The organism is Acinetobacter sp. 24-47-64 (assembly GCF_057737055.1).
Map to the genome: position 1 here is coordinate 2,035,750 of NZ_CM173215.1, position 25,597 is coordinate 2,061,346.

At 38.5% G+C, this 25,597-nt stretch carries 24 protein-coding genes; 14 read left to right on the forward strand and 10 right to left on the reverse strand.

Annotation, left to right across the window (positions count from 1 at the left end; translation table 11 throughout):
• Nucleotides 1–113: 113 nt before the first annotated feature.
• From AC1M85_RS09750 to AC1M85_RS09760, 3 genes are all read right to left on the reverse strand, one after another.
• Nucleotides 114–887 carry an alpha/beta hydrolase gene (locus AC1M85_RS09750; protein WP_488212973.1) on the reverse strand — a complete coding sequence of 258 codons (774 nt, stop codon included), beginning with the start codon at nt 885–887 and terminating at the stop codon, nt 114–116.
• An 18-nt stretch (nt 888–905) separates the two neighbouring features.
• Nucleotides 906–2,567: a flavin-containing monooxygenase gene (locus AC1M85_RS09755; RefSeq protein WP_488212974.1), complete on the reverse strand. Its 1,662-nt coding sequence runs from the start codon at nt 2,565–2,567 to the stop codon at nt 906–908.
• Between the two features lie 248 nt (nt 2,568–2,815).
• A complete protein-coding gene (locus tag AC1M85_RS09760; RefSeq protein WP_488212975.1) occupies nt 2,816–4,045 on the reverse strand; it encodes an acetamidase/formamidase family protein in 1,230 nt (409 codons plus the stop codon).
• A 258-nt stretch (nt 4,046–4,303) separates the two neighbouring features.
• Between AC1M85_RS09760 and ybgC the strand changes: the two genes are divergently transcribed.
• The 6 genes from ybgC to pal all read left to right on the forward strand — a co-directional run bounded on the left by ybgC (nt 4,304) and on the right by pal (nt 9,075).
• On the forward strand, nt 4,304–4,711 hold the full coding sequence (gene ybgC, locus AC1M85_RS09765) for a tol-pal system-associated acyl-CoA thioesterase (RefSeq protein WP_035265725.1): 408 nt from the start codon (nt 4,304–4,306) through the stop codon (nt 4,709–4,711).
• A gap of 23 nt (nt 4,712–4,734) precedes the next feature.
• The gene (gene tolQ, locus AC1M85_RS09770) at nt 4,735–5,433 is read left to right on the forward strand and encodes a protein TolQ (RefSeq protein WP_179998400.1); all 699 of its coding nucleotides are present in this window, start codon (nt 4,735–4,737) and stop codon (nt 5,431–5,433) included.
• Nucleotides 5,434–5,883 carry a protein TolR gene (tolR, locus tag AC1M85_RS09775; RefSeq protein ID WP_180027539.1) on the forward strand — a complete coding sequence of 150 codons (450 nt, stop codon included), beginning with the start codon at nt 5,434–5,436 and terminating at the stop codon, nt 5,881–5,883.
• A 3-nt stretch (nt 5,884–5,886) separates the two neighbouring features.
• The gene (gene tolA / locus AC1M85_RS09780; RefSeq protein ID WP_488212976.1) at nt 5,887–7,053 is read left to right on the forward strand and encodes a cell envelope integrity protein TolA; all 1,167 of its coding nucleotides are present in this window, start codon (nt 5,887–5,889) and stop codon (nt 7,051–7,053) included.
• A 137-nt stretch (nt 7,054–7,190) separates the two neighbouring features.
• Complete coding sequence (tolB, locus tag AC1M85_RS09785; protein ID WP_179998402.1) at nt 7,191–8,474, forward strand: Tol-Pal system beta propeller repeat protein TolB; 1,284 nt, start codon at nt 7,191–7,193, stop codon at nt 8,472–8,474.
• Between the two features lie 28 nt (nt 8,475–8,502).
• Entirely contained in the window at nt 8,503–9,075 is a 573-nt protein-coding gene (gene pal, locus AC1M85_RS09790; protein ID WP_035265718.1) for a peptidoglycan-associated lipoprotein Pal, read from the forward strand.
• A gap of 46 nt (nt 9,076–9,121) precedes the next feature.
• On the opposite strand, the gene AC1M85_RS09795 is transcribed toward pal, so the two are convergent.
• Nucleotides 9,122–9,307: an NF038105 family protein gene (locus AC1M85_RS09795; RefSeq protein WP_035265716.1), complete on the reverse strand. Its 186-nt coding sequence runs from the start codon at nt 9,305–9,307 to the stop codon at nt 9,122–9,124.
• Nucleotides 9,308–9,479: 172 nt separating this feature from the next.
• Between AC1M85_RS09795 and AC1M85_RS09800 the strand changes: the two genes are divergently transcribed.
• The 5 genes from AC1M85_RS09800 (at nt 9,480) to AC1M85_RS09820 (ending at nt 12,771) form a co-directional block, all read left to right on the forward strand.
• Nucleotides 9,480–10,454 (forward strand): class 1 fructose-bisphosphatase, encoded by a 975-nt coding sequence (locus AC1M85_RS09800; protein WP_180027536.1) that lies wholly within the window; start codon nt 9,480–9,482, stop codon nt 10,452–10,454.
• Between the two features lie 49 nt (nt 10,455–10,503).
• A complete protein-coding gene (locus AC1M85_RS09805; protein WP_035265712.1) occupies nt 10,504–11,280 on the forward strand; it encodes a TrmH family RNA methyltransferase in 777 nt (258 codons plus the stop codon).
• Between the two features lie 160 nt (nt 11,281–11,440).
• The gene (locus AC1M85_RS09810; protein WP_171260669.1) at nt 11,441–12,061 is read left to right on the forward strand and encodes an RNA polymerase sigma factor; all 621 of its coding nucleotides are present in this window, start codon (nt 11,441–11,443) and stop codon (nt 12,059–12,061) included.
• On the forward strand, nt 12,051–12,377 hold the full coding sequence (locus tag AC1M85_RS09815) for a hypothetical protein (RefSeq protein WP_035265708.1): 327 nt from the start codon (nt 12,051–12,053) through the stop codon (nt 12,375–12,377). Before AC1M85_RS09810 ends, AC1M85_RS09815 begins: the two co-directional genes overlap by 11 nt.
• Nucleotides 12,367–12,771, forward strand: coding sequence for a DUF3106 domain-containing protein (locus AC1M85_RS09820; protein WP_481588469.1), 405 nt, complete (start codon nt 12,367–12,369; stop codon nt 12,769–12,771). The genes AC1M85_RS09815 and AC1M85_RS09820 overlap by 11 nt, the downstream gene beginning before the upstream one ends.
• Nucleotides 12,772–12,809: 38 nt before the next feature.
• Here AC1M85_RS09820 and rnk read toward each other — a convergent pair whose 3' ends face one another.
• Both rnk and glyA read right to left on the reverse strand, forming a co-directional pair.
• On the reverse strand, nt 12,810–13,214 hold the full coding sequence (gene rnk, locus AC1M85_RS09825; RefSeq protein ID WP_481588470.1) for a nucleoside diphosphate kinase regulator: 405 nt from the start codon (nt 13,212–13,214) through the stop codon (nt 12,810–12,812).
• 145 nt (nt 13,215–13,359) lie between these two features.
• Complete coding sequence (glyA, locus tag AC1M85_RS09830) at nt 13,360–14,613, reverse strand: serine hydroxymethyltransferase (protein WP_035265704.1); 1,254 nt, start codon at nt 14,611–14,613, stop codon at nt 13,360–13,362.
• A 402-nt stretch (nt 14,614–15,015) separates the two neighbouring features.
• Between glyA and AC1M85_RS09835 the strand changes: the two genes are divergently transcribed.
• Both AC1M85_RS09835 and AC1M85_RS09840 read left to right on the forward strand, forming a co-directional pair.
• The gene (locus AC1M85_RS09835; RefSeq protein ID WP_481595546.1) at nt 15,016–15,717 is read left to right on the forward strand and encodes a putative quorum-sensing-regulated virulence factor; all 702 of its coding nucleotides are present in this window, start codon (nt 15,016–15,018) and stop codon (nt 15,715–15,717) included.
• 259 nt (nt 15,718–15,976) lie between these two features.
• Nucleotides 15,977–16,333, forward strand: a complete 357-nt coding sequence (locus AC1M85_RS09840) for a hypothetical protein (RefSeq protein ID WP_481592887.1) — start codon at nt 15,977–15,979, stop codon at nt 16,331–16,333.
• A gap of 331 nt (nt 16,334–16,664) precedes the next feature.
• Here the strand turns inward: AC1M85_RS09840 and AC1M85_RS09845 are convergent, their stop codons facing one another.
• Entirely contained in the window at nt 16,665–17,666 is a 1,002-nt protein-coding gene (locus AC1M85_RS09845) for a hypothetical protein (protein ID WP_488212977.1), read from the reverse strand.
• 597 nt (nt 17,667–18,263) lie between these two features.
• Here AC1M85_RS09845 and AC1M85_RS09850 point away from each other — a divergent pair.
• Nucleotides 18,264–18,995 (forward strand): Fic family protein, encoded by a 732-nt coding sequence (locus AC1M85_RS09850; RefSeq protein ID WP_488212978.1) that lies wholly within the window; start codon nt 18,264–18,266, stop codon nt 18,993–18,995.
• Nucleotides 18,996–19,164: 169 nt separating this feature from the next.
• Here AC1M85_RS09850 and AC1M85_RS09855 read toward each other — a convergent pair whose 3' ends face one another.
• The 3 genes from AC1M85_RS09855 to AC1M85_RS09865 all read right to left on the reverse strand — a co-directional run bounded on the left by AC1M85_RS09855 (nt 19,165) and on the right by AC1M85_RS09865 (nt 25,550).
• Nucleotides 19,165–19,458 carry a hypothetical protein gene (locus tag AC1M85_RS09855; protein WP_017725199.1) on the reverse strand — a complete coding sequence of 98 codons (294 nt, stop codon included), beginning with the start codon at nt 19,456–19,458 and terminating at the stop codon, nt 19,165–19,167.
• 16 nt (nt 19,459–19,474) lie between these two features.
• Complete coding sequence (gene proA / locus AC1M85_RS09860) at nt 19,475–24,586, reverse strand: anti-phage protein ProA (RefSeq protein ID WP_488213869.1); 5,112 nt, start codon at nt 24,584–24,586, stop codon at nt 19,475–19,477.
• Nucleotides 24,587–24,872: 286 nt separating this feature from the next.
• Nucleotides 24,873–25,550 (reverse strand): hypothetical protein, encoded by a 678-nt coding sequence (locus AC1M85_RS09865; RefSeq protein ID WP_488212979.1) that lies wholly within the window; start codon nt 25,548–25,550, stop codon nt 24,873–24,875.
• Nucleotides 25,551–25,597 lie beyond the last annotated feature (47 nt).

Sequence of the window (25,597 nt, forward strand, 5' to 3'; positions counted from 1 at the left end):
TCGAGCAATTTCCTCCCGAATCGTCTGGTGTTCAGGCACGACTGCAGATAGCCAGAAAATACCATGTACACCACTCCGAATACGCTTGATGGTGGTGGTTATACCTTGTTCGATTAAACGGAATCCATAATATTCCGCATCATCCCGCGATACTTCATATTTGTGGTCACAATTAAAGTTTCTGGCGCAGCGGATAGATTGTCATACTGTAAAGGTGAATATTGAATAGACTGCCCATCTTGGATCTGATAATTTTTCCAGAACCAGTCCATATCCTGTTGCGAAATTAGATAACCATTTTCATCATTTCTTGAGGCAGAATCCATCTCAGGCTGTATCACTGGATATATTAAGATCTGTTTGGCAATCTTCATATCCTGTGATACAGCCCATAACGCAGATGTCGTTGCAAGATTACCTCCTGCACTGTCACCTATGACTGAGATTTGATTCTCGTCACCGCCATATTCTTGAATATGTTGAAACACCCACTCCAATCCCTGTCTGGCATCTTCATGTGCGGCTGGAAACGGATGCTCAGGCGCCAAACGGTAATCCACTGACACCACAATATGTTGATTCATTTGCGCCAGCACATGGCAAGTTTCATCGGCTACAGCCAGCGAACCAGCGACAAAGCCACCTCCATGATAATACACCAGCACAGGGAGTGTTTTTCCTGCAAGTTCTGGCTGATAAATGCGCAGATAAGTTCCTGTGCGGTACTCAACATCGGTCGTTTTGGTTTTCACCTCGACCGGCTTTTGCATGTTGTGGAATGATTCAACTACTGCACGCACTTCATCTACCTGACTTTGATGAAAAGGTTTCACTCCTGCTTCTTGGATCTGACCGAGTAGAGTTGCAATTTCTTGAGTAATTGGCATATGAATTCTCCTGACCGATCAAGACACTTGTTGAAGTAAAGTACTGTTAGGATCGCCTGCTTTAAAATGAAAACCCTGATAACCTTTAGCAATCATCTCATCACAAATCGCACGATACTTCGGTACTCCACCTAAATACACCAGGCGACGGCGTGGTTTTCCGGGAATATTGGCACCCATATACCAAGAATCCGTATTTGGTAGCAGACTTGCCTGAGCCAGCTCATTGGCATGATTCACCCATTCTTCTTCCGCTTGAGCATCTGCATCAACTTCAAGAAGCTGATGATCAATCATGTGTTGGATAATGCCTGTCGCAAGGTCAACATGATCTTCAATCGCTAAAGGCATGTTATATAGCACTGAGGGACTTTGTGGACCTGTCACAAGAAATAAATTCGGGAATCCACTCACGGTATGCCCCAAATAGGTACGTGGTCCTTCTTTCCATTTTTCAGTCAGTTTTTCATGGTTCTTGCCTTGGATCCCTAACGCAAATAATGGTCCAGTCATGGCATCAAAACCGGTCGCCAGAATCAAGACATCCACCTCATGCAACTGATCACCAACCACAACGCCATTCTCATCAATACGGGAAATTGGAGTTTGTTTAACGTCAATTAAATGCACATTGTCCTGGTTAAATACTTCGTAATATCCACTTTCCATGGGTGGTCGTTTAGTGCCATAGCAATAATCTCTCGGTGCCAACAATTCTGCTACTTCTGGCCTTTTCACACGAGCATGAATTTTTTGACGAATAAACTCGGATACAGTTTCATTGGCTTTCGGATCAAACAAGATATCCTGATAACTATCAATAAACAGACGGAAACCACCACGCTGGTAACGGTCTTCATAAACTTTTAAACGTTCTTCTTCGGAAACTGCCAGTGCTGAAGGCTGTACTTCGTTATAAGGTACCCCCAGGAAATGATTGCGGGCATTATGTCTGATTAAAGTATATTTGGCCTTGTTCTCGAGATCTTCCTCTGCCTGAGTAGGCCCATTACCCAATGGAGTGGAGTAGTTTGGTGTACGCTGGAACACATATAACTCACCGACTTCTTTGGCAATTTCCGTAATAAGCTGGATACCCGTAGAACCGGTGCCAATTACACCAACACGTTTGCCTTTCAAGCTGATTGGTTGTTTTGGCCAGTTGCCGGTAATCAGTGTTGGACCTTTAAAGTTTTCTACACCTGGGAATTCCGGTTTTTTCGGCACGGACAATGTCCCTACACCAGAAATAAAGAAACGAGATTTAATGACTTCACCCTGATTGGTCGTTACTGTCCAATTTTTTTCTTGTTCATTCCAGACCACAGACGTGACTTTGGTATTGAAGGTGATGTCCTTTCTCAGGTCAAAGCGATCTGCCACATGATTGAGATATCGTAGAATTTCTGGCTGGGCTGCAAATTTCTCGCTCCAGGTCCATTCTTGCTGTAATTTTTCATCAAATGAATAGGAATAATGCACACTATCAATATCACAACGTGCACCGGGATAATTATTCCAGTACCAAGTTCCACCGACATCCGGTGCACTTTCAAAAACGCGTACTGGAACTTTCATCTGATCACGCAGTTTGAATAAGGCATAAAGTCCAGTAAACCCTGCACCAACGACCGTCACTAAGGTGTCCACACCTTTTGTTAAAATACTTAAATTATCCATGAAACGTCTCCAGTGTTCTTAAATTATCCTTATGCTTAAATGTCCTATCTAAGCCACCAGATACTTCGCAAGGAGCGTGCCAAAATTTAACTACATGTTTTTTATATAAATATTTATTTTTTTAAATAAAAAAATTCATGTTTTCACTAAATTAACTCTAACTCTCACATATACATGAATTTATAAAGGAGTTGAGAATGAAGGGAGTTCATTCATGGCATCAAAGATACACTCCAGCAATCAAAAATTTATTTCTGCTCGATGAACTCTTTAAAATCTGCTTTACGAATCATCGCATGGATGCCTTTGGTTTTATCTACAACTTGAGAAACTTCAAAATCAGTCGCAGCGCTGAGATAAGCATATGCAATTTCTTCACTTATGCCATATTCATTTACTAAGAAATTGATTGCTTCACGCGTAGATTTACGCATTGCTTCATCCAAATCTTCATCTAAACCAGGCATGATCCAAAACTCACCATTTTCACCTAATGGCTGAGAAAGTTGCTTACCTGGAATATGATCTTTACCCGCTTTTAACACACTAATTTTAAACGTTGCACGCGCTGAACCTTCTAAAGCAGTTAATGCAACCTCACCATCGCCTTGAACGAAATGACTATCACCTGTGTAGAATAATGCACCTGGAACTTGAACAGGATAATAAGCGGTTGCCCCAGCAGTTAAATCATTAATATCAATATTTCCACCATAAAATGAGGGTGGAACTGAGTGAACAGGTTCGCTGGTATTCGGTGCAACACCCATTGTTCCCATAAACGGATTTAATGGAAAACGAATCGCTTTACCAGATTCTGTTTGAATCACCCCCTCCCATACACCCTCTTTATTTTGAGCAATGGGTGTAAATACTGAAACATTGCCATAAGCATCTGGATTTTCTGGCGAAGCATGATCATGTTTTTGTCGTTTAGGGAATTCAGGCAATGTACCTTTACCATGGCGGTTCGAAATAACACCATAAGGAACACGTGGTTCTATTTTCAATATTTCAACTTTAAGCACGTCTCCCGGCATTGCACCTTCAACGTAGATCGGACCAGTAATAATGTGTGGACCATCTTTATGGAAATCATGCTTTAAATTAGAGCGGGTGATCAATTTCGCTTCATCTAAAATGTGCTCTTTTTTAACACCTTTAAATGTAAAGTATTTTTCAGCATCACGCCTTTGATCCTCTAATAAACCTTCATGTGACACTGTATCAAAAGTCACATGACTCCCCGATGGAACCGTTAAAACTGGCTTAGCATCTTTATTCGGTAGATAACCCCATTGAATAGTATTGAGTGTGCTTGGAATATAATAGTGTCCAGCATATTCCCCTTTTTTTAGTAAAATTGGCTTGCTTTCAATCTGTTTTAAAATTTTAAAATCTTCAGCCGAACTAAAAGTCGAAAAACTTAATATTGATGTAGCAATCGAAATCGATAAAGCTAACTTTTTAACATGCACTCAAATCCAACTATAAATTTCATGTGAATTTATTTAATCAATCCCTATGCCAAACATGATTAAAATTCAATTAAATCTGCATTTTCATCTTAAAATATTTCGCCCAATCTACAGCTATTTTTGAAATCTTGTGCCATTGGTCTGTAAAAATGGAGTGCTAAACTTCAAGCCTTTCAAACATTGTACAAATCAGCGTTTCGCATTCTTTGTCAAGAATGTTGCAAAACACTGGACTATTTAAAGTAATGGAACACCTGTATGGCGAACAAATTTGAATTTCAAATCCGAGTGTATATTGAAGATACAGATGCAGGAGGCATTGTTTATCATGCCAATCATATTCGCTTTATGGAACGCGCACGTACAGAATGGTTACGCGCTTCAGGGATTTCACATTACTGGCATCAAAAAGATTACAATTTTGTCGTGCATAAATTAGCGCTTAAATATTCACGTCCAATATTAATGGATGACTTAATTACTGTTACAGCAAGTGTAGTTTCGTGTAAAGCAACGTCTTTTGTATTGCAACAAAATATTTATCGTGGTGAAATCATGCTAGCTTCAGGGGAAGTAGAATTGGCGTGTATTAGCGCTGAAATGAAACCGCTGAGAATTCCAAATGAAATCCGTGATCTAATCGAAAAAGAATTAGCCCACGCATAAAAATATGATTGGCACATGTAACTATGGCAACACAACTCGAATCTTCACTTCACGTCACAGATTTAATTCTTCAAGCGAGTCCAGTCGTACAACTGGTCATGCTGGTGTTGGTACTGGCTTCACTCTTTAGCTGGTACCTTATTGCCAAGTTACATATGACGTTTAAGAAAGCTCGCCAAGGCGATGATCATTTTCAGAAGATTTTTTGGTCTGGTGCAGAACTCAACACCTTATATAACAATGCTCAAGTCAACTCTAAGCGTGAAGGTTTGGAAGATGTTTTTTATCTTGGTTTTGCAGAGTTTCTCAAACTCAAAAAAACCAAAGCAGAAACAGCACAAGTCATTGATGGCACAGAGCGTATTCTTGGGGTGGGTTTAAGCCGAGATCAGAGCCGTATGGAACAAGGTCTCAGTGCGCTTGCGAGTATTGGTTCAGTTGCACCCTATGTTGGTTTATTTGGTACAGTTTGGGGCATCATGAATGCTTTTATCGGCTTAGCCCAAGTCGATCAAGTGACACTAGCAACTGTCGCACCAGGTATCGCGGAAGCCCTCATTGCGACTGCTATTGGTTTATTTGCCGCGATTCCTGCAGTACTTGCATTCAACCACTATACGGCCAAAAGTGAAGAAATTTACTCAGATCGTTCCTTGTTTGCTGAAGAAATGGTGGCGCTTTTACAACGTCGTTCTGTGGGTTCTACACAGGAAGCTGAATAAATGGCCGTTCGTCGTTCAGGGCGTTTCCAACGCATCAAAAAGCCACTTAACAGTGACATGAATGTAGTTCCTTATATTGACGTCATGTTAGTACTTTTGGTGATTTTTATGGTGACTGCACCAATGATCACAAGTGGCATAAAAGTTGATTTACCTGAAGCAAACAGTGTACCGATTGAATCTAAGGATGCACCAGCTATGGTGACTTTAGATCAACAAGGACAATACTTTTTAGAATACAAGGGTAGCCAACCAAGTCCACTGAGCTTGCAGGAATTACAACAGACACTTCGTGATGCACAACAAACTGCTGAACATGAGAATAAACAATTTAGTGTCGTCATCAATGGTCATAACACTCGACCATATGGTGAGGTGATGACACTCATGTCTAACTTACAAGATGCAGGGATCAATCAAGTTGGCTTGCTGACCAAACCAATTCAATAAGCTATGAAAGAATCTAACTCTCGCTTTTCAAAAGAAAAGAAAATTGCAATCGGATTCACTGTTGTGGTCCATGTGATTGCGATCACAGGCTTGTTGTTCCTTGGATTGACTCAACCTCCTGAGCCAACTAAAACTGTTAAAACAGTTTTAGTTAAACCTGAAGATCTGGTACCACCTGAACCCACACCATTGGTTGAATCTGATCATTCAGATACAGCGCACCAGAACGTTCAAGAAAATGTTCAACAGACCAATGAGCCTATTCAAAATGCTCCTGTGATTCCTGTTGCACCTGCTGTACCTCCTCCAACTCAACCAAAAGTTGAAGAGCCAAAATCCGACCGTAAAGCTGAGCAAGCGGCTGCGGTTAAAGCTCAACAAGAAGCCGAACGTAAAGCAGCGGCTGAAGCACAACGTCAAGCGACTCAAGAAGCGAATCGTAAAGCTAAAGCTGAGGCCGATGCTAGAGCTAAACAAGAAGCCGCCCAAAAAGCCAAAGCAGCAGAGCAAAACGCAAAACAGGAACAACAACAAAAGGCGAAAGCTGATGCGGCTTTAAAAGCGAAACAAGAAGCTGATCGAAAAGCTAAGGCGGAGGCCGATGCTAAAGCCAAACAAGAAGCCGACCGGAAAGCTAAAGCTGCTGCTGAAGCCAAAGCAAAACAAGATGCTGATCGGAAAGCTAAAGCGGAAGCAGATGCAAAAGCCAAACAGGATGCTGATCGTAAAGCTAAGGCTGCAGCTGATGCCAAAGCTAAAGCGGAAGCTGATGCGAAAGCTCGTCAGGAAGCACAAAGAAAAGCGGATGCCGAAGCCAGAGAACGTGCCGAAGCTGAAGCTCGAGAATCTGCCGCTGAAAAAGCTAGACAAGAAGCAGCCAACAAAAAAGCTGAATCTAAACGCATCGCTTCTTCAGCAAAAAGAGACTTTGAGCAAAAAATTAAAGGTGCTTGGAGAATGCCAATAGGCTCTTCAGGTCAAAAAGCGACAGCACGCGTGACATTATCTGACAGTGGTTCTGTGACTTCAGTCATCGTCAATGCATCAGATCCAGATGTCAAAGCCAGTGTCGAACAGGCTGTTCGTGCAGCAGCACCATATCCGATGCCATCCGATCCTGATGCAAGGCGTGAAGCTCGTAGTTTCACTTCTTCATTCACCGTGAAATAATAAAAAACCTTTCGATTCGTCGAAAGGTTTTTTCATGAATTGCGGATAATTACACGCTTTATATAGATTCGGTACGGAGCTATATGCTAAAAAGCTAGAATATTCGAAAAATTAGTATCTTGAGTACGTGACCTCTCATGAAAATGATCTCAAAACATCTTCTCGGTTTAGCAATTTTGGCAGCATTTAGCCCTGCTCTCATTACGACCTCTTATGCACAGCTTCATCTTGAAATTGCCAAAGCACCTGAAGAAGCACCAAAAATTGCTATCGTGCCATTCGTAGGTGATCAACGCTTATACCCTGTTGTAGAGCAAGATTTAAACCGTTCAGGTCGCTTTACCAGTTCATCTAAAAATTTACCTGCAACAGCAACCATCAATCAAGCCAATGGTGCTGCTTGGCAATCTGCAGGCGTACCTTATGTTGTGAATGGTGAAGTTAAAACCAATCCTGATGGTTCATTGGCTGTTCATTACCAACTCTATGATGTCCAAAAACAACAATATTTGCTCAATGAACTATTAACTGTACCACCATCGCGCATTCGATCTGCAGCACATATGATCAGTGATGCGATTTACCAAGCATTAACAGGTATTCCTGGTGACTTTAGTGGTCGCATCGCTTATGTTTTGCGAAATCCTGCGACTCCTGATAATCGCTACACTTTACAAATCGCAGATACGGACGGCGAACAACCACGCACTGTATTGAGTTCGCGCGATCCAATTTTATCCCCTGCTTGGACGCCTGATGGCAAAAAAATCGCTTATGTTTCATTCGAAACCAAACGTCCAGCGATCTATGTTCAAGATTTAGCGACTGGACAACGTGAAAAATTAGCTGGCTTCCGTGGCTTAAACGGTGCGCCAAGTTTTTCCCCTGATGGTAAAAGCATGTTGTTCACTGCTTCAATGCATGACAACCCTGAAATTTATCAAATGGATTTAAATACGCGCCAAGTGAAGCGTATGACAAATAATACAGCAATTGATACAGAAGCTCGCTATACCCCAGATGGTAAAGGTTTTATCTTTACCTCAGACCGTGGTGGTTCAGCACAGATCTATCATTACACGTTTGCTGATGGTTCAACAAAACGTTTGACTTTCCGCGGAGCATTCAACGCACGTGGAAGTTTAAGTGCCGATGGTAAATATGTTGCTTTAGTACATCGCCCTTCAGGCAGCAACTATAAGGTAGCAATTCAAGAAATCTCAACTGGAATCACGAACATTTTAACGCCAACCAGTTTAGATGAATCACCAAGCTTTTCACCAAATGGTCAAATGGTCGTGTATGCGACACGTGAAGGCAGCCGTGGATTGTTATCGATTATGTCTACAGATGGTCGCTTCCGCATGAATTTACCTAGCGAACAAGGTGAAGTTCGTGAACCTGCTTGGGCACCTAAATAATCGAATTTAATCTTTCAAGGAGATGAACATGAACGCGATTAAAACGTTTGCTCTTCCACTCATTGCTGTAAGTTTAGTAATGACGGGTTGCGCAAGCCGTAAACCAGCAACTACAGATACCACTACGATGACACCACCATCAACGTCAACGTCTGTGAATACGACTGGTCTCAGTGAAGATGCAGCATTAAATGCTCAAAACTTAACGGGTGCTTCTGCTAAAGGGGTAACTGAAGCCAATAAAGCTTTCTTGGCTAAACGTGTTGTTCACTTTGATTATGACAGCAGTGAGCTATCTACTGAGGACTATCAAACCCTCCAAGCACATGCACAATTTTTATTGGCAAATGCAAACTCTAAAATCGCATTAACTGGTCATACCGATGAACGTGGAACGCGTGAATATAATATGGCTTTGGGTGAGCGACGCGCCAAAGCAGTTGAAAGTTATTTGGTTACAAATGGTGTAAATCCAAACCAACTCGAAGCAGTGAGTTATGGTAAAGAAATGCCAATTAATACAGGTAACAATGAAGCTGCGTGGAAAGAAAACCGTCGTGTAGAACTCAATTATGAAGCAGTGCCACCACTTCTTCGCTAATGAATGCAAAAAAAGCGCTCAATTCGAGCGCTTTTTTATATCAGGTTTAAGACCTTTGCGAGTCTGGCATGGGCACTTGCATAGACTCAATCATGTCATGCTTATTAAACTCTTTATATTCAGGTTTAGCCTCGTACTGTTTCCATGCTTCCTTGGAACTCTCTGAACTAATTTCGTTTAAGTCGATTGCCTCACCTGGCGTTGGAGTTGCTTCAAACTTTTGAATGCTCATTTTAAAGCTCCTTTTAAAATCATCCTCCTATCAACATACCATGTTCTAAAACTCTGGCAAGTGCAAAATCACCACAAATAACGCAGGATAATTTCTATTTTGCACTGAACTCATCTAAAATAGCCCAAGATCCAAATTTTATTCTTTTAAAGCTTTTAGGAGCGTCCTTGTAATGTCATACCTCACCTTGTCACAATATCTTGCACAACAACAAGGAAATCTAACGCCTGAACTCTCTAATGTAATTGAAACAATTGCTGAAACGTGTAAAACCATCGATTCAGCATTGCAAAAGGGTGCCTTAGCGGGTGTATTAGGTAGTGCTGGTAATGAAAACGTACAAGGTGAAGCGCAAAAAAAATTAGATGTTATTTCAAATGACTATTTAATTGATGCGCTAAAGAACAACGAAAATGTAGGCGGTTTAGCTTCTGAAGAACTCGATGAGTTTACCCCAGCACAAGAGAATGGTAAGTATTTAGTTTTATTCGACCCACTAGATGGCTCAAGTAATATCGATATCAATATGTGTGTTGGCACCATCTTCTCTATCCTACCTGCCAAAAATTCAGTGACACAAGCAGAAGATTTCCTTCAAGCAGGTACTGAACAAGTCGCAGCTGGTTATGTGTTATATGGCCCATCAACTATGATGGCATTAACCGTTGGTGCAGGTACTGTTTTCTTTACATTTGATCCAGAGTCAAAAACATTCCTGTTGACGACTGAAAATATCCAAGTGGATGCCGATACAAAAGAATACGCCATTAATGCTTCAAACCAACGTCATTGGGAAGAACCTGTTCAACGTTATATTGGTGAGCTACAAGCGGGTAAAACATCTGTACGTGAAAAAGATTTTAACATGCGTTGGGTTGCCTGCATGGTCGGTGATATCCACCGTATTCTTTGCCGTAGTGGGATCTTCTTATATCCTTACGATACCAAAGATCCTAAAAAAGCTGGTCGTTTACGTCTTATGTATGAAGCAAATCCAATGAGTATGCTCATGGAACAAGCAGGCGGTGCTTCGACAACAGGTCGCGTGCGTATTATGGAAATCCAACCGACTGAACTTCACCAACGTGTACCAGTCGTCATTGGTTCAAAAAATGAAGTTGAGCTTGTTACTGCTTATCATCAATAATTTACAATTGAGAGCCTATTGATTTAGGCTCTCATGGAAGTCAAACTGAATGGCCATCATCTTTTTAGAATCTAAAGACAACCCGAAAATTAAACATTTACGTGGTTTAATTGATCAAAATAGTTACCGTAAAAAGCAAGGCCAAACTGTTCTAGAAGGCACACATTTGTGCTTAGCTTGGTTAGAAAAAAATCGTAAATTGAATTCGATTTTTACCACTGAAAAAGCAATGGAACACGCCGATTTTGACGAAATCGCACAACACTATACAGGTTCAGTGTTTGTTATTAGTGAATCACTCTATAAAGACATTAGCACGCTAGGAACCACCTTAGCATGTTTAGCGATTGTAGATTTACCAACTCAACGTGATGCTCTAGATTATACTCAAGACACTTTAATTCTTGAAAATGTTCAAGATCCAGGCAATGTAGGTACATTACTTCGTTCAGCTGCGGCTGCAGGTATTGAACAAATTGTTTGCACCAAAGGTTCAGCATCTTTGTGGTCTCCTCGCGTATTACGAGCAGGAATGGGTGCGCACTTTTCATTAAAAACCTATGAAAACGTTGCGCTTGAAGATGTGCTGTCTCAATTCAAAATTCCCGTGTATGTCACGAGCTCACATGAATCAGAAAGTTTATATGCAAAAGACTTAACTCAAGCTTGCGTATGGGTACTGGGCAATGAAGGTCAAGGCGTTTCGGAATATGCCCTAGCGCATGCTTCAGCAATTACCATTCCCCAACCGGGTGGTCAAGAATCATTAAACGTTGCAGTTGCCGGATCGATTTGTTTCTTTGAAATGGTACGCCAACGGATATGATTCGTTAAAATATATTAACGAAGTCACTGAAAATAAAAAAATCTATTAAACTGCTAAAAAATAGTTGCTTAGATTGTCAACCTACCATTATGTTTTGACGTTATATAAGTAACGATTAGAAAATAATGGTGGGTACCCAATGACGGGATTTTCCATCTCTATGGATTTAGCACCAAAAAAAGTCAAGCCTGAAGATTCGAGTGTTCTTTTGAATACGGCAGAACAACGTCTTAAATATTTTATGCAAGACGTCACTGGGCGTGCATTGGTGATGATGGAAAGTGCAACTCAAGGACACAATGGCATTGCCATGGATTTAGTCCAAGAAGCTTTTATATCCTTGCATAAATCATATGCTGATAAATCCACTGCAGAGTGGTATCCCCTTTTCTATACCATTTTAAATAACAAACTTCAGGATTGGCGTCGTAAAGAATCTCGACGGGCTTTTCCATTCTCGTTATTTAAAAAAAATAACCACGATGAAGATGATGACGAAACCATCAATATTGTGGATGAATCAACACCTAATCCGCTGCAATTTCTTGCACAAGAGATGGCTGTTGAGGAGATTCAAAATGCAATTTCTAAGTTACCTGTTCGCCAACAACAAGCATTTATGTTGAGAGCATGGGAAGGGTTTGATACACAAACCACAGCCGAAATCATGAATTGTTCAGAAGGCAGTGTAAAGACCCATTACCATCGAGCTATACAGGGCTTAAGATCTGCTTTGTCTCACTTAAACCCAAATGACGGGGGATCATCGGATGAATCATGATGAATTTACGAAACAAGTGACTGAAAAATTGAATGTACTGGCATCACAACATCGCAATAAAGCGGTCGTGATGGAGCATGTACTTGATGAGATTAAAGACAAACCCTTATTTTCTCAGTTTATGACTTGGAAAGTTACTGGTTTTGCATTAGCAGCCGCGATCACAGGATTTGTGGTACTTCCAAATGCGTTTGATTTGGAAGAAGCTCCAAGCCCACAACAAGTGATTGTCACCCCTAAACTTTCTCCGCAAATGATGGAAGATCTAGAAATGTTATCTGTTTTTGGTGAGGATAAATCAGCTCATGGCAGCTAAAGGCTTAGCGATTGCACTCTGCACATTAGGTTTTTTACAAACCAGTTTTGCAGGCTATGAACGTTTTTGGATCTTCTCGAAAGACAATAATTCTGAACTTAATGAATCTTGGGAATCGCTTTCTGAAGATGAACAAAAAGCACTGATTAAACGCTATCAAAATTTGAAAGAAATTCCTGAAGAGCAAAGTGTTGTTCTACAACAAAGAATGGATTGGTTTACTAAACTGCCTGAACAAGAAAAAATACAAATGCGCGAAACTTGGCAACAGATGAGCTCAAGTGAACGAAATGATTTGCGTAAAAAAATGATGAACGCGACGACTGCCGAGCAGCGCAAAGAAATACGCGAAACTTATTTAAATAAATATATGCAACAAACCACGATGAAATAATAAACTTTAAAGCCTCCACAAGAGGCTTTATTTTTTAGTTAAAGATATATACCCTCACGTTCAGGCTGATAGAGCACTTTATCAATTTTCACTTTCATTGTTTGCCCATCAGGCTGAGGCCATTCAATTTCTTGTCCTTCAGCCAAACCTAGGATTGCTGCACCAATAGGTGCAATCACATTAACCTGCCCCTTTTCACCTTTAAAGTCATGGGGATATACCAGCACAATCTCTGTAGATTCAGTGGACGGTGCAACCGTTATCAGTACTCTAGCATTCATCGTCACTACATTGGCAGGGATATCTTTAGGCTGTACGACTTCAGCACGAGCCAACTCATTTTCTAAATGCTCCATCGTTGGAGTTACCTGCTTCTGATGTTCCAACATGGTTTCTAAACGATTTAAATCCTGTTCAGAAATAATAATATTTGGATGACTCATTTTCTGCTCCAATTCAAATGTATAACGACAATTGAATAATTAATAGATACATCAGTTATATCAGAACTATCTAAAAATGACAGATTTGACATTTCAACATTCAATAAAAAAGCCCCCTTGAGGGGGGCTTTTCTCAAGTCGAAGATTATTTTGCGTAAACTGGGAATTTAGCGCATACAGTCTCAACTTTAGCTTTCACAGCGTTAATGACAGTTTCATCACCTTTAGAATCTAAGATATCCGCGATCCAACCTGCAAGTTCACGTACTTCTGCTTCACCGAAACCACGAGTTGTTACAGCTGGAGTACCGATACGGATACCAGACGTCACAAACGGAGAACGTGGATCGTTTGGCACAGAGTTTTTGTTCACAGTGATGTGAGCCGCACCTAACCAAGCATCAGCATCTTTACCAGTAATGTCTTGTTTGATGAGAGACAACAAGAACAAGTGGTTTTTAGTTCCACCTGAAACAACATCATAACCGCGTTCGATTAACACTTCAGCCATTGCTTGCGCGTTTTTCACAACTTGTTGTTGATATGCTTTGTATTCAGGAGCCATTGCTTCTTTGAAGCAGATTGCTTTAGCCGCTACAGCATGAACTAAAGGACCACCTTGGTTACCTGGGAATACAGCAGATTGAAGTTTTTTCTCAATCTCTTCGTTTGCTTTCGCAAGGATTAAACCAGAACGTGGGCCACGAAGTGTTTTATGAGTCGTCGTTGTAGTTACGTCAGCAATTTGAACTGGGCTTGGATAAACACCAGCAGCAACGAGACCAGCAACGTGAGCCATATCAACGAATAGATAAGCGCCTACTTTGTCCGCGATTTCACGGAAACGCTGCCAATCAACGATTTGGCTATAAGCAGAGAAACCTGCAACAATCATACGTGGCTTGTGTTCTACAGCTAAACGCTCTACTTCTTCGTAATCGATTTCACCCGTTTCTGGATTTAAACCGTATTGGATCGCATTATATGTTTTACCAGAGAAGCTAACTTTAGCACCGTGAGTCAAATGACCACCGTGAGCTAAGCTCATACCTAAAACAGTATCGCCTGGGTTAAGAAGCGCTAGATAAACTGCAGAGTTTGCTTGAGAACCAGCATGAGGCTGAACGTTCGCGTAATCAGCACCAAAGAGTTCTTTAGCACGGTCAATTGCCAATTGTTCAATCACGTCTACATATTCACAACCGCCATAGTAGCGTTTGCCTGGGTAGCCTTCTGCATATTTGTTAGTGAGTTTTGAACCTTGAGCTTCCATTACTGCTGGAGAGCAATAGTTTTCTGAAGCGATTAACTCAATATGAGCTTCCTGACGAGCATCTTCACTCGTAATAGCTTGAGCTAATTCTGGATCAAAGTCAGCAATAGAGATATTGGCAAACATTAGCGAGGTCCTATTAATGTAGGGCTTTTAAGCCGTGCTAAGATTGGCGCGTATTGTAACATGAACTTGTTAAATTTCGAGAATGAAGTTTAAACAGTTTGCAATTAAATTTGATTAATTCTTGTGTGTTCACTCTATTACTAATAAAAACAAATATCTGAATTATGACTATTCTTTTTAAATTTATTCATTTTTAAAAATTATTTTTAACAACCTACAGTCTAAACTTGCAGCGTCAATATCATAGAAAACGAAATTTCTTTAAATGAGCACCTTATCTAAATAATTCCCATAATTTGTTCAATTCAGCATAATTTATACAATTCATTGACTTTATTACTGTGAGCTCAGATTTGAAAATGTTAAATTAATTACATCTTTATCATTTACTTGGACATTTGCATGCAAGCCATTATCTTGGATACTGAAACCCATACATTGAACGGTTTGCCCATAGAAATTGCATATGCTCCTATTCAGATTGAACAAGGCAAATTAAGTCTTGATCGCGAAAAAATCTTTGACCAACTATATAGCATTGGTGACGAAAAAATTTCCTATGCTGCAATGGCGGTTCATCATATTCTTGAAAGCGATTTAGTAGATCAACCCAACTTCAGAACCTTCGAGTTACCTCAAGAAACGACGTATATTATTGGTCATAATATTGATTATGATATTCGAGCTATTCAGCAATGCGGCGTTGAAACAAGTCATATTAAAGCCATCTGTACACTCGCTCTTTCTCGACTAGTTTGGCCTCATGCAGAAGCACACAACATTTCTGCTTTAATTTATATGATTAGTAAAGGCAGTAGCAAAGCTAGAGAGATGTTAAAAGGTGCCCATCGAGCTGACGCAGATATTATTTTGACTGCAAATATTTTAATGCACATTATTCATCATTTGGGTATTCAAAACATTGAAGAACTCTATGAAGTATCTGAAGATGCACGTATCCCTCGTACAATTAACTTCGGTAAACATCGTGGGACAGCCATTGTAGATCTTCCAAAAGATTATGTTTCATGGTTACTAAGACAAGAAGACTTGGATCCCTATTTGAAAAAAGCCTTAGAAAAAACTTTAATTGATACGCTTTAAGCAATATTTCATGACTCTCACTTTGAACCTAAACCTCAAAGTGAGAAATTAACTATTTTTTTTAATACTTTTAAACGATTAAACTAAAATTTACACCAATAATTAAAATAATATAATCACATGATAATTAAATATTTTTTATTATTTTTATTCATTCAACACTGCCCACCTCATCCGCTATTAGACTAAGGCGAAGTAGAACATCTTTGTCATAAATATATTAATACGATCATACAACAACGGTATAAATAGGTGCCTTATGTCTAAACTCAGCCAAATTCTAGAATTTGATCCTTTAGATAATCCTATGTATCTTAAAAAAGTCGGAAATTGGGTTCTCACCTTCTTGCATGCCCATGACCAGGTGGAGAAAATCCAGCTCGCCATTACCAATGTTATTCCGCGTCAAGCAGATGGCTCATTGCAGCCTCGACGTATTATCATTGAGCAAGCTGATCAAGAACATCAATGGCAAATCAATCACATAGAATGTTTTGATAGCCTTGAAAATAAAGAAGTCCTGCTCAATGCTTCAGAACAAACGGGTGGATCGATCATTCAAGACCTGCTCAGTGAATTTCGAAAATATGATGTTGAAGTCATGTTTAAAGCATAATTCCGATATGAAAAAGCCCGCTTTACGCGGGCTTTATGTTGGAAGGCTAGTGTTAGATTTATTGTTCAACTGAACTCAACTAACTGTCATTGATCCGTCCAACTCGTCAGTAGCGTTGAATATTTATTTACAACCTACTGTGAGTTTTAATTTAATACTTTCAATATGTGATGTGAAGTGACTTTAACACTTTTCAACAACTGTATAAAAAAAATATAATTGAATTTTTTTATTTATAGATAAGAATAAGTTTCGCGAATATGAACAAAGTTTTAATTCAAAAAAGTCGACCGAAATGGGTCGACTTTTAATTCTAAATTTAAGCTCAGAATTAAGCCAAATGACGTGAACGATTATTTGAATGATTTACACCAAAACGGCCAGCAAAAATCGTCACAATCAATCCAATAAATAAACCAATAAATGACCATAAAGCAGCTTTTGCAGCAGCTTTAGTCGCATCAGCTGCTTTTTCACGTGCTTGATCTTTTAGTTCAGTATATTTCAATTTAGCAGATTGAATATTCGCCTCTAAATCATTAAAGAATTTATCCTGCTGTATAAGGAAATTATTGACAACTTGATTCGCTTCTTGCGGAGTTAGAGATGAATTTTTCGCTAAAGCAGCACTGACTTCATTCTTATTAATAGAAGCAGTCACAGATTGTGCACGATTTTTTAATTGTTCTGATAACTTTTGAATAATAGCATCACTGTTATCTGGATGAATCACCAACTCTTTTGCAGCAACCTTAATTTGCTCCTTTGCCCATTCACCCTGCGCTTTTAAGAATTCAGGTTGCAGTTCCTCGATCCCAGTTTTGCGTAATGCTTCTGACATCTTTTCATCACTATTTTCAAGCTTTGGTAAAGGAACTAATTCCTCAAAAGCTTGAACTCCGATCTGAGTTAAATTAACGCCACCTTGACCAATTCCTGATGCTACACTACCCGCAGCACTACTGACTGAACTAATCGCACTACCAGTAATTTTTGCCGCGCCGCTAATGGTCATTGCACCAAACCAGATACCTAACAGCAATGAAAGTGACCAGACAATAAAGCCATGGATTGCACCATCAGCTTGAGCCAAGTGACCTGCAACAAATCCACCAATAGCCAACGATACTAACAATGAAATAATTGTCCATACGCTTATTGCTATCCCTGAGCCATTTGTAATATCAGTGGTAGATTGTGGATCTAGGAGCGCAAATCCTAATGCAACGCCTAGCAATGATATTAAAATTGAAATAGCTAATACAACAATAACGCCAGCGAAAATACTCGCCCACGAAATTCGATTTTGGATCAAAACTTTTTCTTCGTACATTGTTGTGCCTCTTATTTGAATTATTCATAATTTATGTGATTTATACGGCAATACCGCAATTTAAATTTAAAATAAGCCATGTAAATTTTATGTGAAATATTTAGCATTTTTATGTTTATTTTGAGACTAAATATATTATTATTTGTCAGTATTGGAGCATCTCACGATTCAATCGACTCAGATTAACAATTCAGATTACGCACTAAATTTTGATAAAAATTTACTAAAAATATTTTATTTGACGGACTATGTTTTGTTTGAAAGACATAAAAGAAATGGTGCGCTCAGCGCGCACCAAACTCAGGAACTATCATATTGTTTTATATTAATAAAAATTAAATACCGTTGAGCTTTACCGTAAAAAATACCGTAAAAAAATCTCTTAACTTATTCTAGAGAAGTTAGATTCCCTAAGATGACATGAATTTAGATCAAGGCATAAGCCACGGACTTTTGTTAAAATTTTTCTTGAGAATTTGAAATTGTATACTGAGTTTAACACGTAAATTCTCAATATAAAATGCAACAATATAACATCACATTTTATATTTATTTTTTTCATGTATCATTTAATGGTACAACTTCAGGGTTAAGGTTATGTTTGAAAATATTGATGCTTTAAAAATGAGATTAGATCAGCATCGTCCTCTTTCCCCTGCAATTGTAAAAAATCTACAAGAAGATCTTATTGTTCGTTGGACATATCACTCAAATGCAATCGAAGGCAATACACTTACATTGCTAGAGACCAAAGTCGTTTTGGAAGGCATTACTGTTGGTGGAAAAGCATTACGAGAGCATTTTGAAGCAATCAACCATAGAAATGCTATCTACTATGTCGAAGACATTATTCGAAAAGAAGAACCTTTTTCTGAATGGCAAATTCGAAATATCCATCAGCTCATTCTAAAGAATATCGATGATGACAATGCAGGACGTTATCGCCAACAAAACGTATTAATTTCAGGTGCTACGACTACCCCACCCGACTATACATTATTGAATGATAAGATGGCTCAACTTGTCGATTGGTACAACTCCGAAGCACATAAGTTACACCCCATTGAACGTGCAGCTAAAGTACATGCTGATTTTGTTGGAATTCATCCATTCATCGATGGAAATGGACGCACATCACGTCTTTTGATGAATCTTGAATTACTCAAAGCAGGATATCCTCCTTGTGTTATTACGGTCGAAAATCGCTTAGCCTACTATGAAGCTTTGGATCAGTGGATGGCCTATGGCAAAACTGAGGCTTTCATTCAGTTGGTTTCCGAAGCTGTTTTGGAAGGATTTAAACCTTATCAGGTTGTATTAGGTATTTAGTAAGCTTGTACGGTAGCTTGTACAAAAATATCAAAATTTGGTTTAAACAAGTCCTCATCTAAGTTTAATCCAAAAACTTTTTTAGATGCTTATTGAGTTGTTGATCTCAAAATTTAAGCAAGGACGCTGCCTTGCTTAAATAAAAATTACTATAATGAAAATACTAAATCTATACATCAACAAATTGCCACTTAACAACCTGTTCAAACTCATCTTTATCTTGATAGTCTGTACGATCAGTTAGTGTTTTTGTCGTATTAAAATCAACTTTACCAGAAAGATATACCGTTAGGATTTCAAAACCATCAACATCAACACCCTGAATTTCTACTGTGACATCTTCATCATCATAGTCATCTTTTTTGATATTTGTGACATCTGCTTTTACAGCAAAAGAAACTTCATTGTCTTCAAGATCCGTTTTTAATACCTTGACTGCAATATTTTGAACAGACAAACCCATTATATATTCTCCTTAGTTAAGCAACTCTTTTTTCTGATTGAATAGATTTTATTTTTTGGTCCAACTTATTTAAATTATCTTCAGGATTCAACCACCAATCCACACTCCAAACTGATATCGTTTCCCAACCCAATGCCTTCAAGACAATTGGTCGAAGTTGATCCCGATCTCTTGCTGTTGCTGCTTGAGCGTACCCTTCTCCATCAACAATGATACCTGCCAAGTAATTACCAACTCTTTGATCATCCCTAATAGCTAGATCGACACCACTGTCACCATGTCCAACACCAAGATCAACATTCCAACCAAGCTTTTGAAGCCTAAATTGAAGATATTGTATAAACTCTTTTTTCATGTGCTTTTTCTTATGATCAACTTCACTCAAATGAAGTTGTCCATTTCGAGCAAAGATGAGGAAGTCTTTTAGATCTTTAACGCCTTCACTATTGGTACGTGCTAAATTAATTTCCTCAGGACTCAAGGCAGAGAAAACATGCAAACCTTGTCTAGCACGGGTAATTGCCACATTTAAACGCCGCTGTCCTCCTTGACGATTCAATGCACCAAAGTTCATGGATAACCGACCATCTTTATCTTTGGCATAGGTAATAGAGAAGATAATAATATCCCTTTCATCACCTTGTACATTCTCTAAATTTTTCACAAAGAGCGGTTCAATACCAGCTTTGCTAATCGCTTCCAATTCAGGATACTTTGCCAATTCATTATCGAGTAAATCCTCAATTAACTTCTGTTGTGTCATATTGAAGGTGACAACACCTAGAGTTAAAGGGCTATTTTGACCAAGCTGTGATTTCAGATGATGAAGAATAAACTCTACAATTGCTTTAGCTTCACCTAAATTTGTACGCGTATCACCTTTATCATAAACTCCATCGACCATATGCAACTGTATCGCTGTATCTTTCGCTACAGGTGCAGGAAATGTAAATAGTCCACCTTTGTAATATTTTTGGTTGCTAAATTGAATCAGACTTTCATAGCGACTGCGATAATGCCAATTTAAAGCTAGTTCTGGTAACTGAGCAGCAAGACATTCATCTAAAATACTTTCTAAATCCTCTGTGATTTCCTCATCGATTTCTTCATCTGAATCACCTTTTCCGAAAAAGCTTGTCGGAGGCATTTGCTTATTGTCACCCACAACAATTGACTGTTTTCCTCTTGCCAAAGCTCCAATTGCATCCCAAACTGGGATTTGTGATGCTTCGTCAAAAATCACTACATCAAACTTTGCTTGAGTATCAAGATATTGAGCGACTGATAAAGGACTCATGAGCAAGCATGGCTTCAGTCCAACAAGGACATCTGGAATCTGCCTCATTAATTCTCGTACTGGTAAATGTCGACGCTTTTTGCCTAACTCTTTATTCAGTAAAGTCCATTGCGTCTTATATTTATTTTGTTCACTAAAAATCTTATTCCAACGGTGAATAATTTCCTGACTCGCTGCTAACTGGTGCGCTCTATCTTGTTCAGCAAAAGACTGTACTTTTTGCTCATGCTCATCACCATTAAACTGATTAAGCTCAGGATGCTTACTAAATTGATAGACGATCCACTGTCGGGCTAAGTTTATATTTAACAGTTTTAAAGCCGTATCTGGATCTCTTTCCTCCTTCAACAACTCGAGAGCTAAAGGCTTGAGCCCTTCTTTAAATAACCGATTCTTAACAACTTGCCAATTCAGCCAATTTCGCCAAGATTTATTTGAACGTTGTAATTGTTGCTGTCTTAAAAGGAGATCTTCAAAGTAAATATCTCCATATGAGGTACGTTCTTTGTCAGGCTGTAATTGATGATCATTAAGCAACTTATCCAACAAAGCTTCCAATTGTTGTACATGAGAAGATAGCTCATCCAAACTATGTGTTTTACTAAATTCCAGCGCTTTGAATAAAGTTGCTTTATCCTCTAGATTACTAGCAATAATTCTTTTAAATTCTTGCCACTGATTGAAAGCATCTTCAAACGTTTGCCAAGGTGTATTTTCACCTTTCCAATACTCTCCGAATTGATTCGAGCATTGATTTTCTATTTCAGAGAATTCTCTTTGTTGCTTTTGAATCTGCTGTAAAAGTGGCAGATCATGAGCAACTGCAACTGCTGTAGGGCGATTCGCATTGACTTGATATAATTTCATCAGGTTTCTAAGCTGAAACTTGGCAAACCATGAAAATGGAAAAATCTTAGACTCAGCTTCACGCCATTTAAACATCAGCTGATCTAATTCTACCTTATATATTTCATCATTATATTGCCCTACCAATTTAGAACGTTGCCCACTCAGGTCTGAAACTAAATTCTTACAACGACGAATGCTATTAAGATCAACTTCCTTAATATACCCAATCAGTTTTAGATCAGCGCGCTGTACTAAACCTACAATTGAATCAAACACCTTAAAATCTTTTTTGATTTCATTTAATTTTGTTTTTTGAGTAAAGCTAAATGCTTCATTCCATTCACCTATTAAGTTATTTACATTGTTGACTTGAATCCCAATCTGATCTTGTACATGCTGATACTCTTCTTGCCATGCTAATGTCCAGACTTGTTCAGACAAACCCTCACCAAAGCCTTCTAGCTCTTCGACCATATTTGAAGACACTAGTTGGCGTTGATTCACAGCCTGTACAACAACTTGATTTAACTTTTCACGTTTTTCAAATGTTAAGTTCGCAATATCAATATCTGGCAAGCGCAAGGTTGGCGTTTCACGGTAACGTAACTCATCACTCATCGCAGTATATAGACTCCAGCCTATCTGATGCTGGCTATGTAAATTTTTTACATGTAGGTTTAATTCATCACGGGTTTGAACTAATCGATCAGAAAGTTTTTTCCAGTCTGTATTTTTAGCTTGATTGGCGAGAAAGTACGGATCGTTATTTTTTTGAGCACGTTCTCTTAACTGATCTAAAACTTCCATCTTTTGAGCTTTTGATGAGTGCAACTGCAAACAAAGCTCACTGAGCCCAACCTGCGTTAGTCGCCTATATACTACATCTAAAGCAGCCATTTTTTCCGATACAAATAGTACAGATTTCCCATCCGCTAAACATTGAGAAATCATGTTAGTAATGGTCTGAGATTTACCTGTTCCCGGTGGACCTGACAAGACAAAAGTTCTCCCCAAAGCTGCTGACATCACTGCAGCCAACTGAGATGAGTCGGATGACAGAGGAGTAAATAACTGTTGAGGTTGATAAGCTTGATCAAGTTTTTCTGGCTGAGGAAACTCATCTTGTTTAATGAAAGGCTCTCTTGGCGTTTCAATCAGATGATTGACGACTGGCTGATTTTTTAATTCTTCTAGACGTGTATTTAGATCTAGCCACATTAAGTATTTTGAGAATGAGAATTGCCCTATAGCTGCCTCAGCTTTTACTTCCCATCCTGCAACATTAACAATTGCTTTACGTACAATATGCAGAATTTTATTTACATCTACACCAGCGTCATCCGTTGGCAATGGATTTAAGCCTGCTATATCGAGCTCAAAATCCTGTCTTAATAGCGGTAATAGCGTGGCATTAAAACGAGGCTCATCATCATACATAAATAACCGATACCCAGTTTTTGCGGTTTCACGCGTAATTTGTACGGGTATCAATAATAATGGTGCTCTATACGTTTTTTTAGAACGCTCCGATTCTTTCCATTCAAGAAAACCAATTGCAAGAAATAAAGTATTCGCTCCACCTTCTTCTAATGCTGTTCGTGACGCTCGATATACTTCGATTAAACGCTTTTCTAATGCTTGGGTCTCAAGTGGGCTAAATAATAGCTTTCTAGATAGATTCTCATCTACATACTGATTGACATGCTGTTTTTCATTATCACGTTGAATATCTTTCAGTGAAATACTATCTACGCTTTTGAAGAGAAAACCTTCTTGGTTTGCTAATGCATCTTCTAATTTTGCTAATGTTAATTCTGAACAGTGCAAAGGTATGCTATAGCGATTATCTTTAAAATTTAATAACTTATTACGGAGGCTTAAATCTAACAACCTTCTCAACCAACGATCGACACGTGTCGTTTTTGTTTCAACAGGTTGGTCAACTTCATATACAGGAATTGATGCTGCACTCCATTCGATCTCAGAGTGATCCAAATGGCTTTTCTTTTCGTGGTGAATAGAGAGCGGTTTAATACCACGTAAGCGAGATTGCCGCACATCAATCGCAAGATAAAATTTATGCTGACGGGTTGCATCTTTAATATATTGTTTAGCAGTTTCGAGTGCAGCAGTAAATTTAGCTTGTTGGGTGAGCAATGTGGTCTCTATGAAGACCACTTCGCCAAGATCGTATCTTTTTCTTAATGATTGGATATCATCTATGATGAGATCTACATTAGGGGTTTCATTCAACCATACCCCTACGTAAGAATGTCCTTCTTCAACCACAATTAATGTATCAAGACCAACTTGCTCAGCTAATGCACTAAACAGTAATGTAGTATCTAAACAGCACGCCAATTTCTCATCAAAAATTTGTTTTGGTAGGCGTATGCGCTGTCCCGATTTAATAAAACTTGCAGGGTTTACGATGTAATGAAGGTTTTGCTGAAGCAGAGCTTCCCATATAGCCTGTAACTGCGATACAACAGCATCTCTGTCACGATCCTGATATCCATTTAATGATCCTGCATTATTACTTTTTAATATTTCACTTGCACTGACTAAAACAGGGCTGAGAGCAGTAGCATTTGGCTGTGAGAAACTTGTAAGGAGCTCAATAGGTTGGCGTTCACCGCCCCATGTATCAACTGTTAGCAAATCAATCTCAATCACTTTTTCATCCAAAATTTGATCTTGATCTGTGAACCAAATAATTTCGATTTGCCCTTTTAAATTCTCAGGTAGTTCTTGTAAAAACTGAATATCAAAAACAAGTTTAGGCTTTTCTATAGCTAATGTTTGATCCGCATCCAAATAAGCAATATTAATCACATGTTCTTTAAAATATTCAGGATTTGACCTAATAATAATGCGGGAGCAAGAGAGTACTTCTTTCGAAGATACGAGAATTTCTCGAATCAGAGCGACTGAATTCTGCTGTAAAACTAGGTTTAACACTGAAGTAGAATCAATCTGCATGGAATATTTTTTAATATCCTGTTGCGCTTCTTTTTCCACCACTACCACCCTATCATTTCAAAAAATACTAAGATATTGATTTTTAATAAATATTTAATTTTTAATAGTTAAAATTTATTATTAACTAATTAGTAATCATAAGTTATTGTTATTTTTAATACAAATAATGTATGTCCTTATATTTTTAAGAGACTAGTGTAGCTAGGAATTTTGAGGTGGTGGAAGCTTGACTAGCAATTAAAACTATTGAAACTATTAAAGAACATCCATGTTATGTAACCCAGATTTACCCAAGTTCGATCAAGTTATCTTGTGAATGCTCTTCAGCATCATTAACTCTTTCGAATTCTTCTTTTGCCATAACAACGTCCTCTTTAATAAGTGACATTAAAACTTCATGATTGATGAATTTCATCGCAGCAATAATTGCTACTAGAATCCCAACTATTAAGGTAGCAAATTGAGAAAAAATATATGTATTCACATCGACAAGAAACAAGTTCCATCCTAAATATTTAAACAACAAAGTTAAGAGACTATTCGATATAAAAATTGGCACTGATGATACGTATAAAAGTAAATAAATTATTGGTTTAAATTTTAATGTCTTAGACCTTTCGATTGAAACAAACACATTTTCCTGCCCAAGATTTTTTACTTCAATCTTGTGTCTAATTTTTTTTATCTTATTAACCATTGAAAAAAAGTTATTAGGGGATTTTAGCTTAAGAATATTTACTTCCTTAAAACCTAGCTTTTCAGTAGCTACCATTGCCTGTGCAAAGGCGCTCTTTTCATAATCAGTGATATCAGCTCGCTTAATTTCTTCTTCATATTTTTTAACAGATACCGCCCTATCTGCATAAAATTTTGCACTGTGGGTAAAGCGTTTTCTGCTATCTAACCAAGATAAAATTGGGTAAATAAAAATGATAAGAGGTAAATATTTTAAGATTACATCCAATGATTACTACTCCAAATGGCTAGTTAAACCTGTGGGATGAAATAACA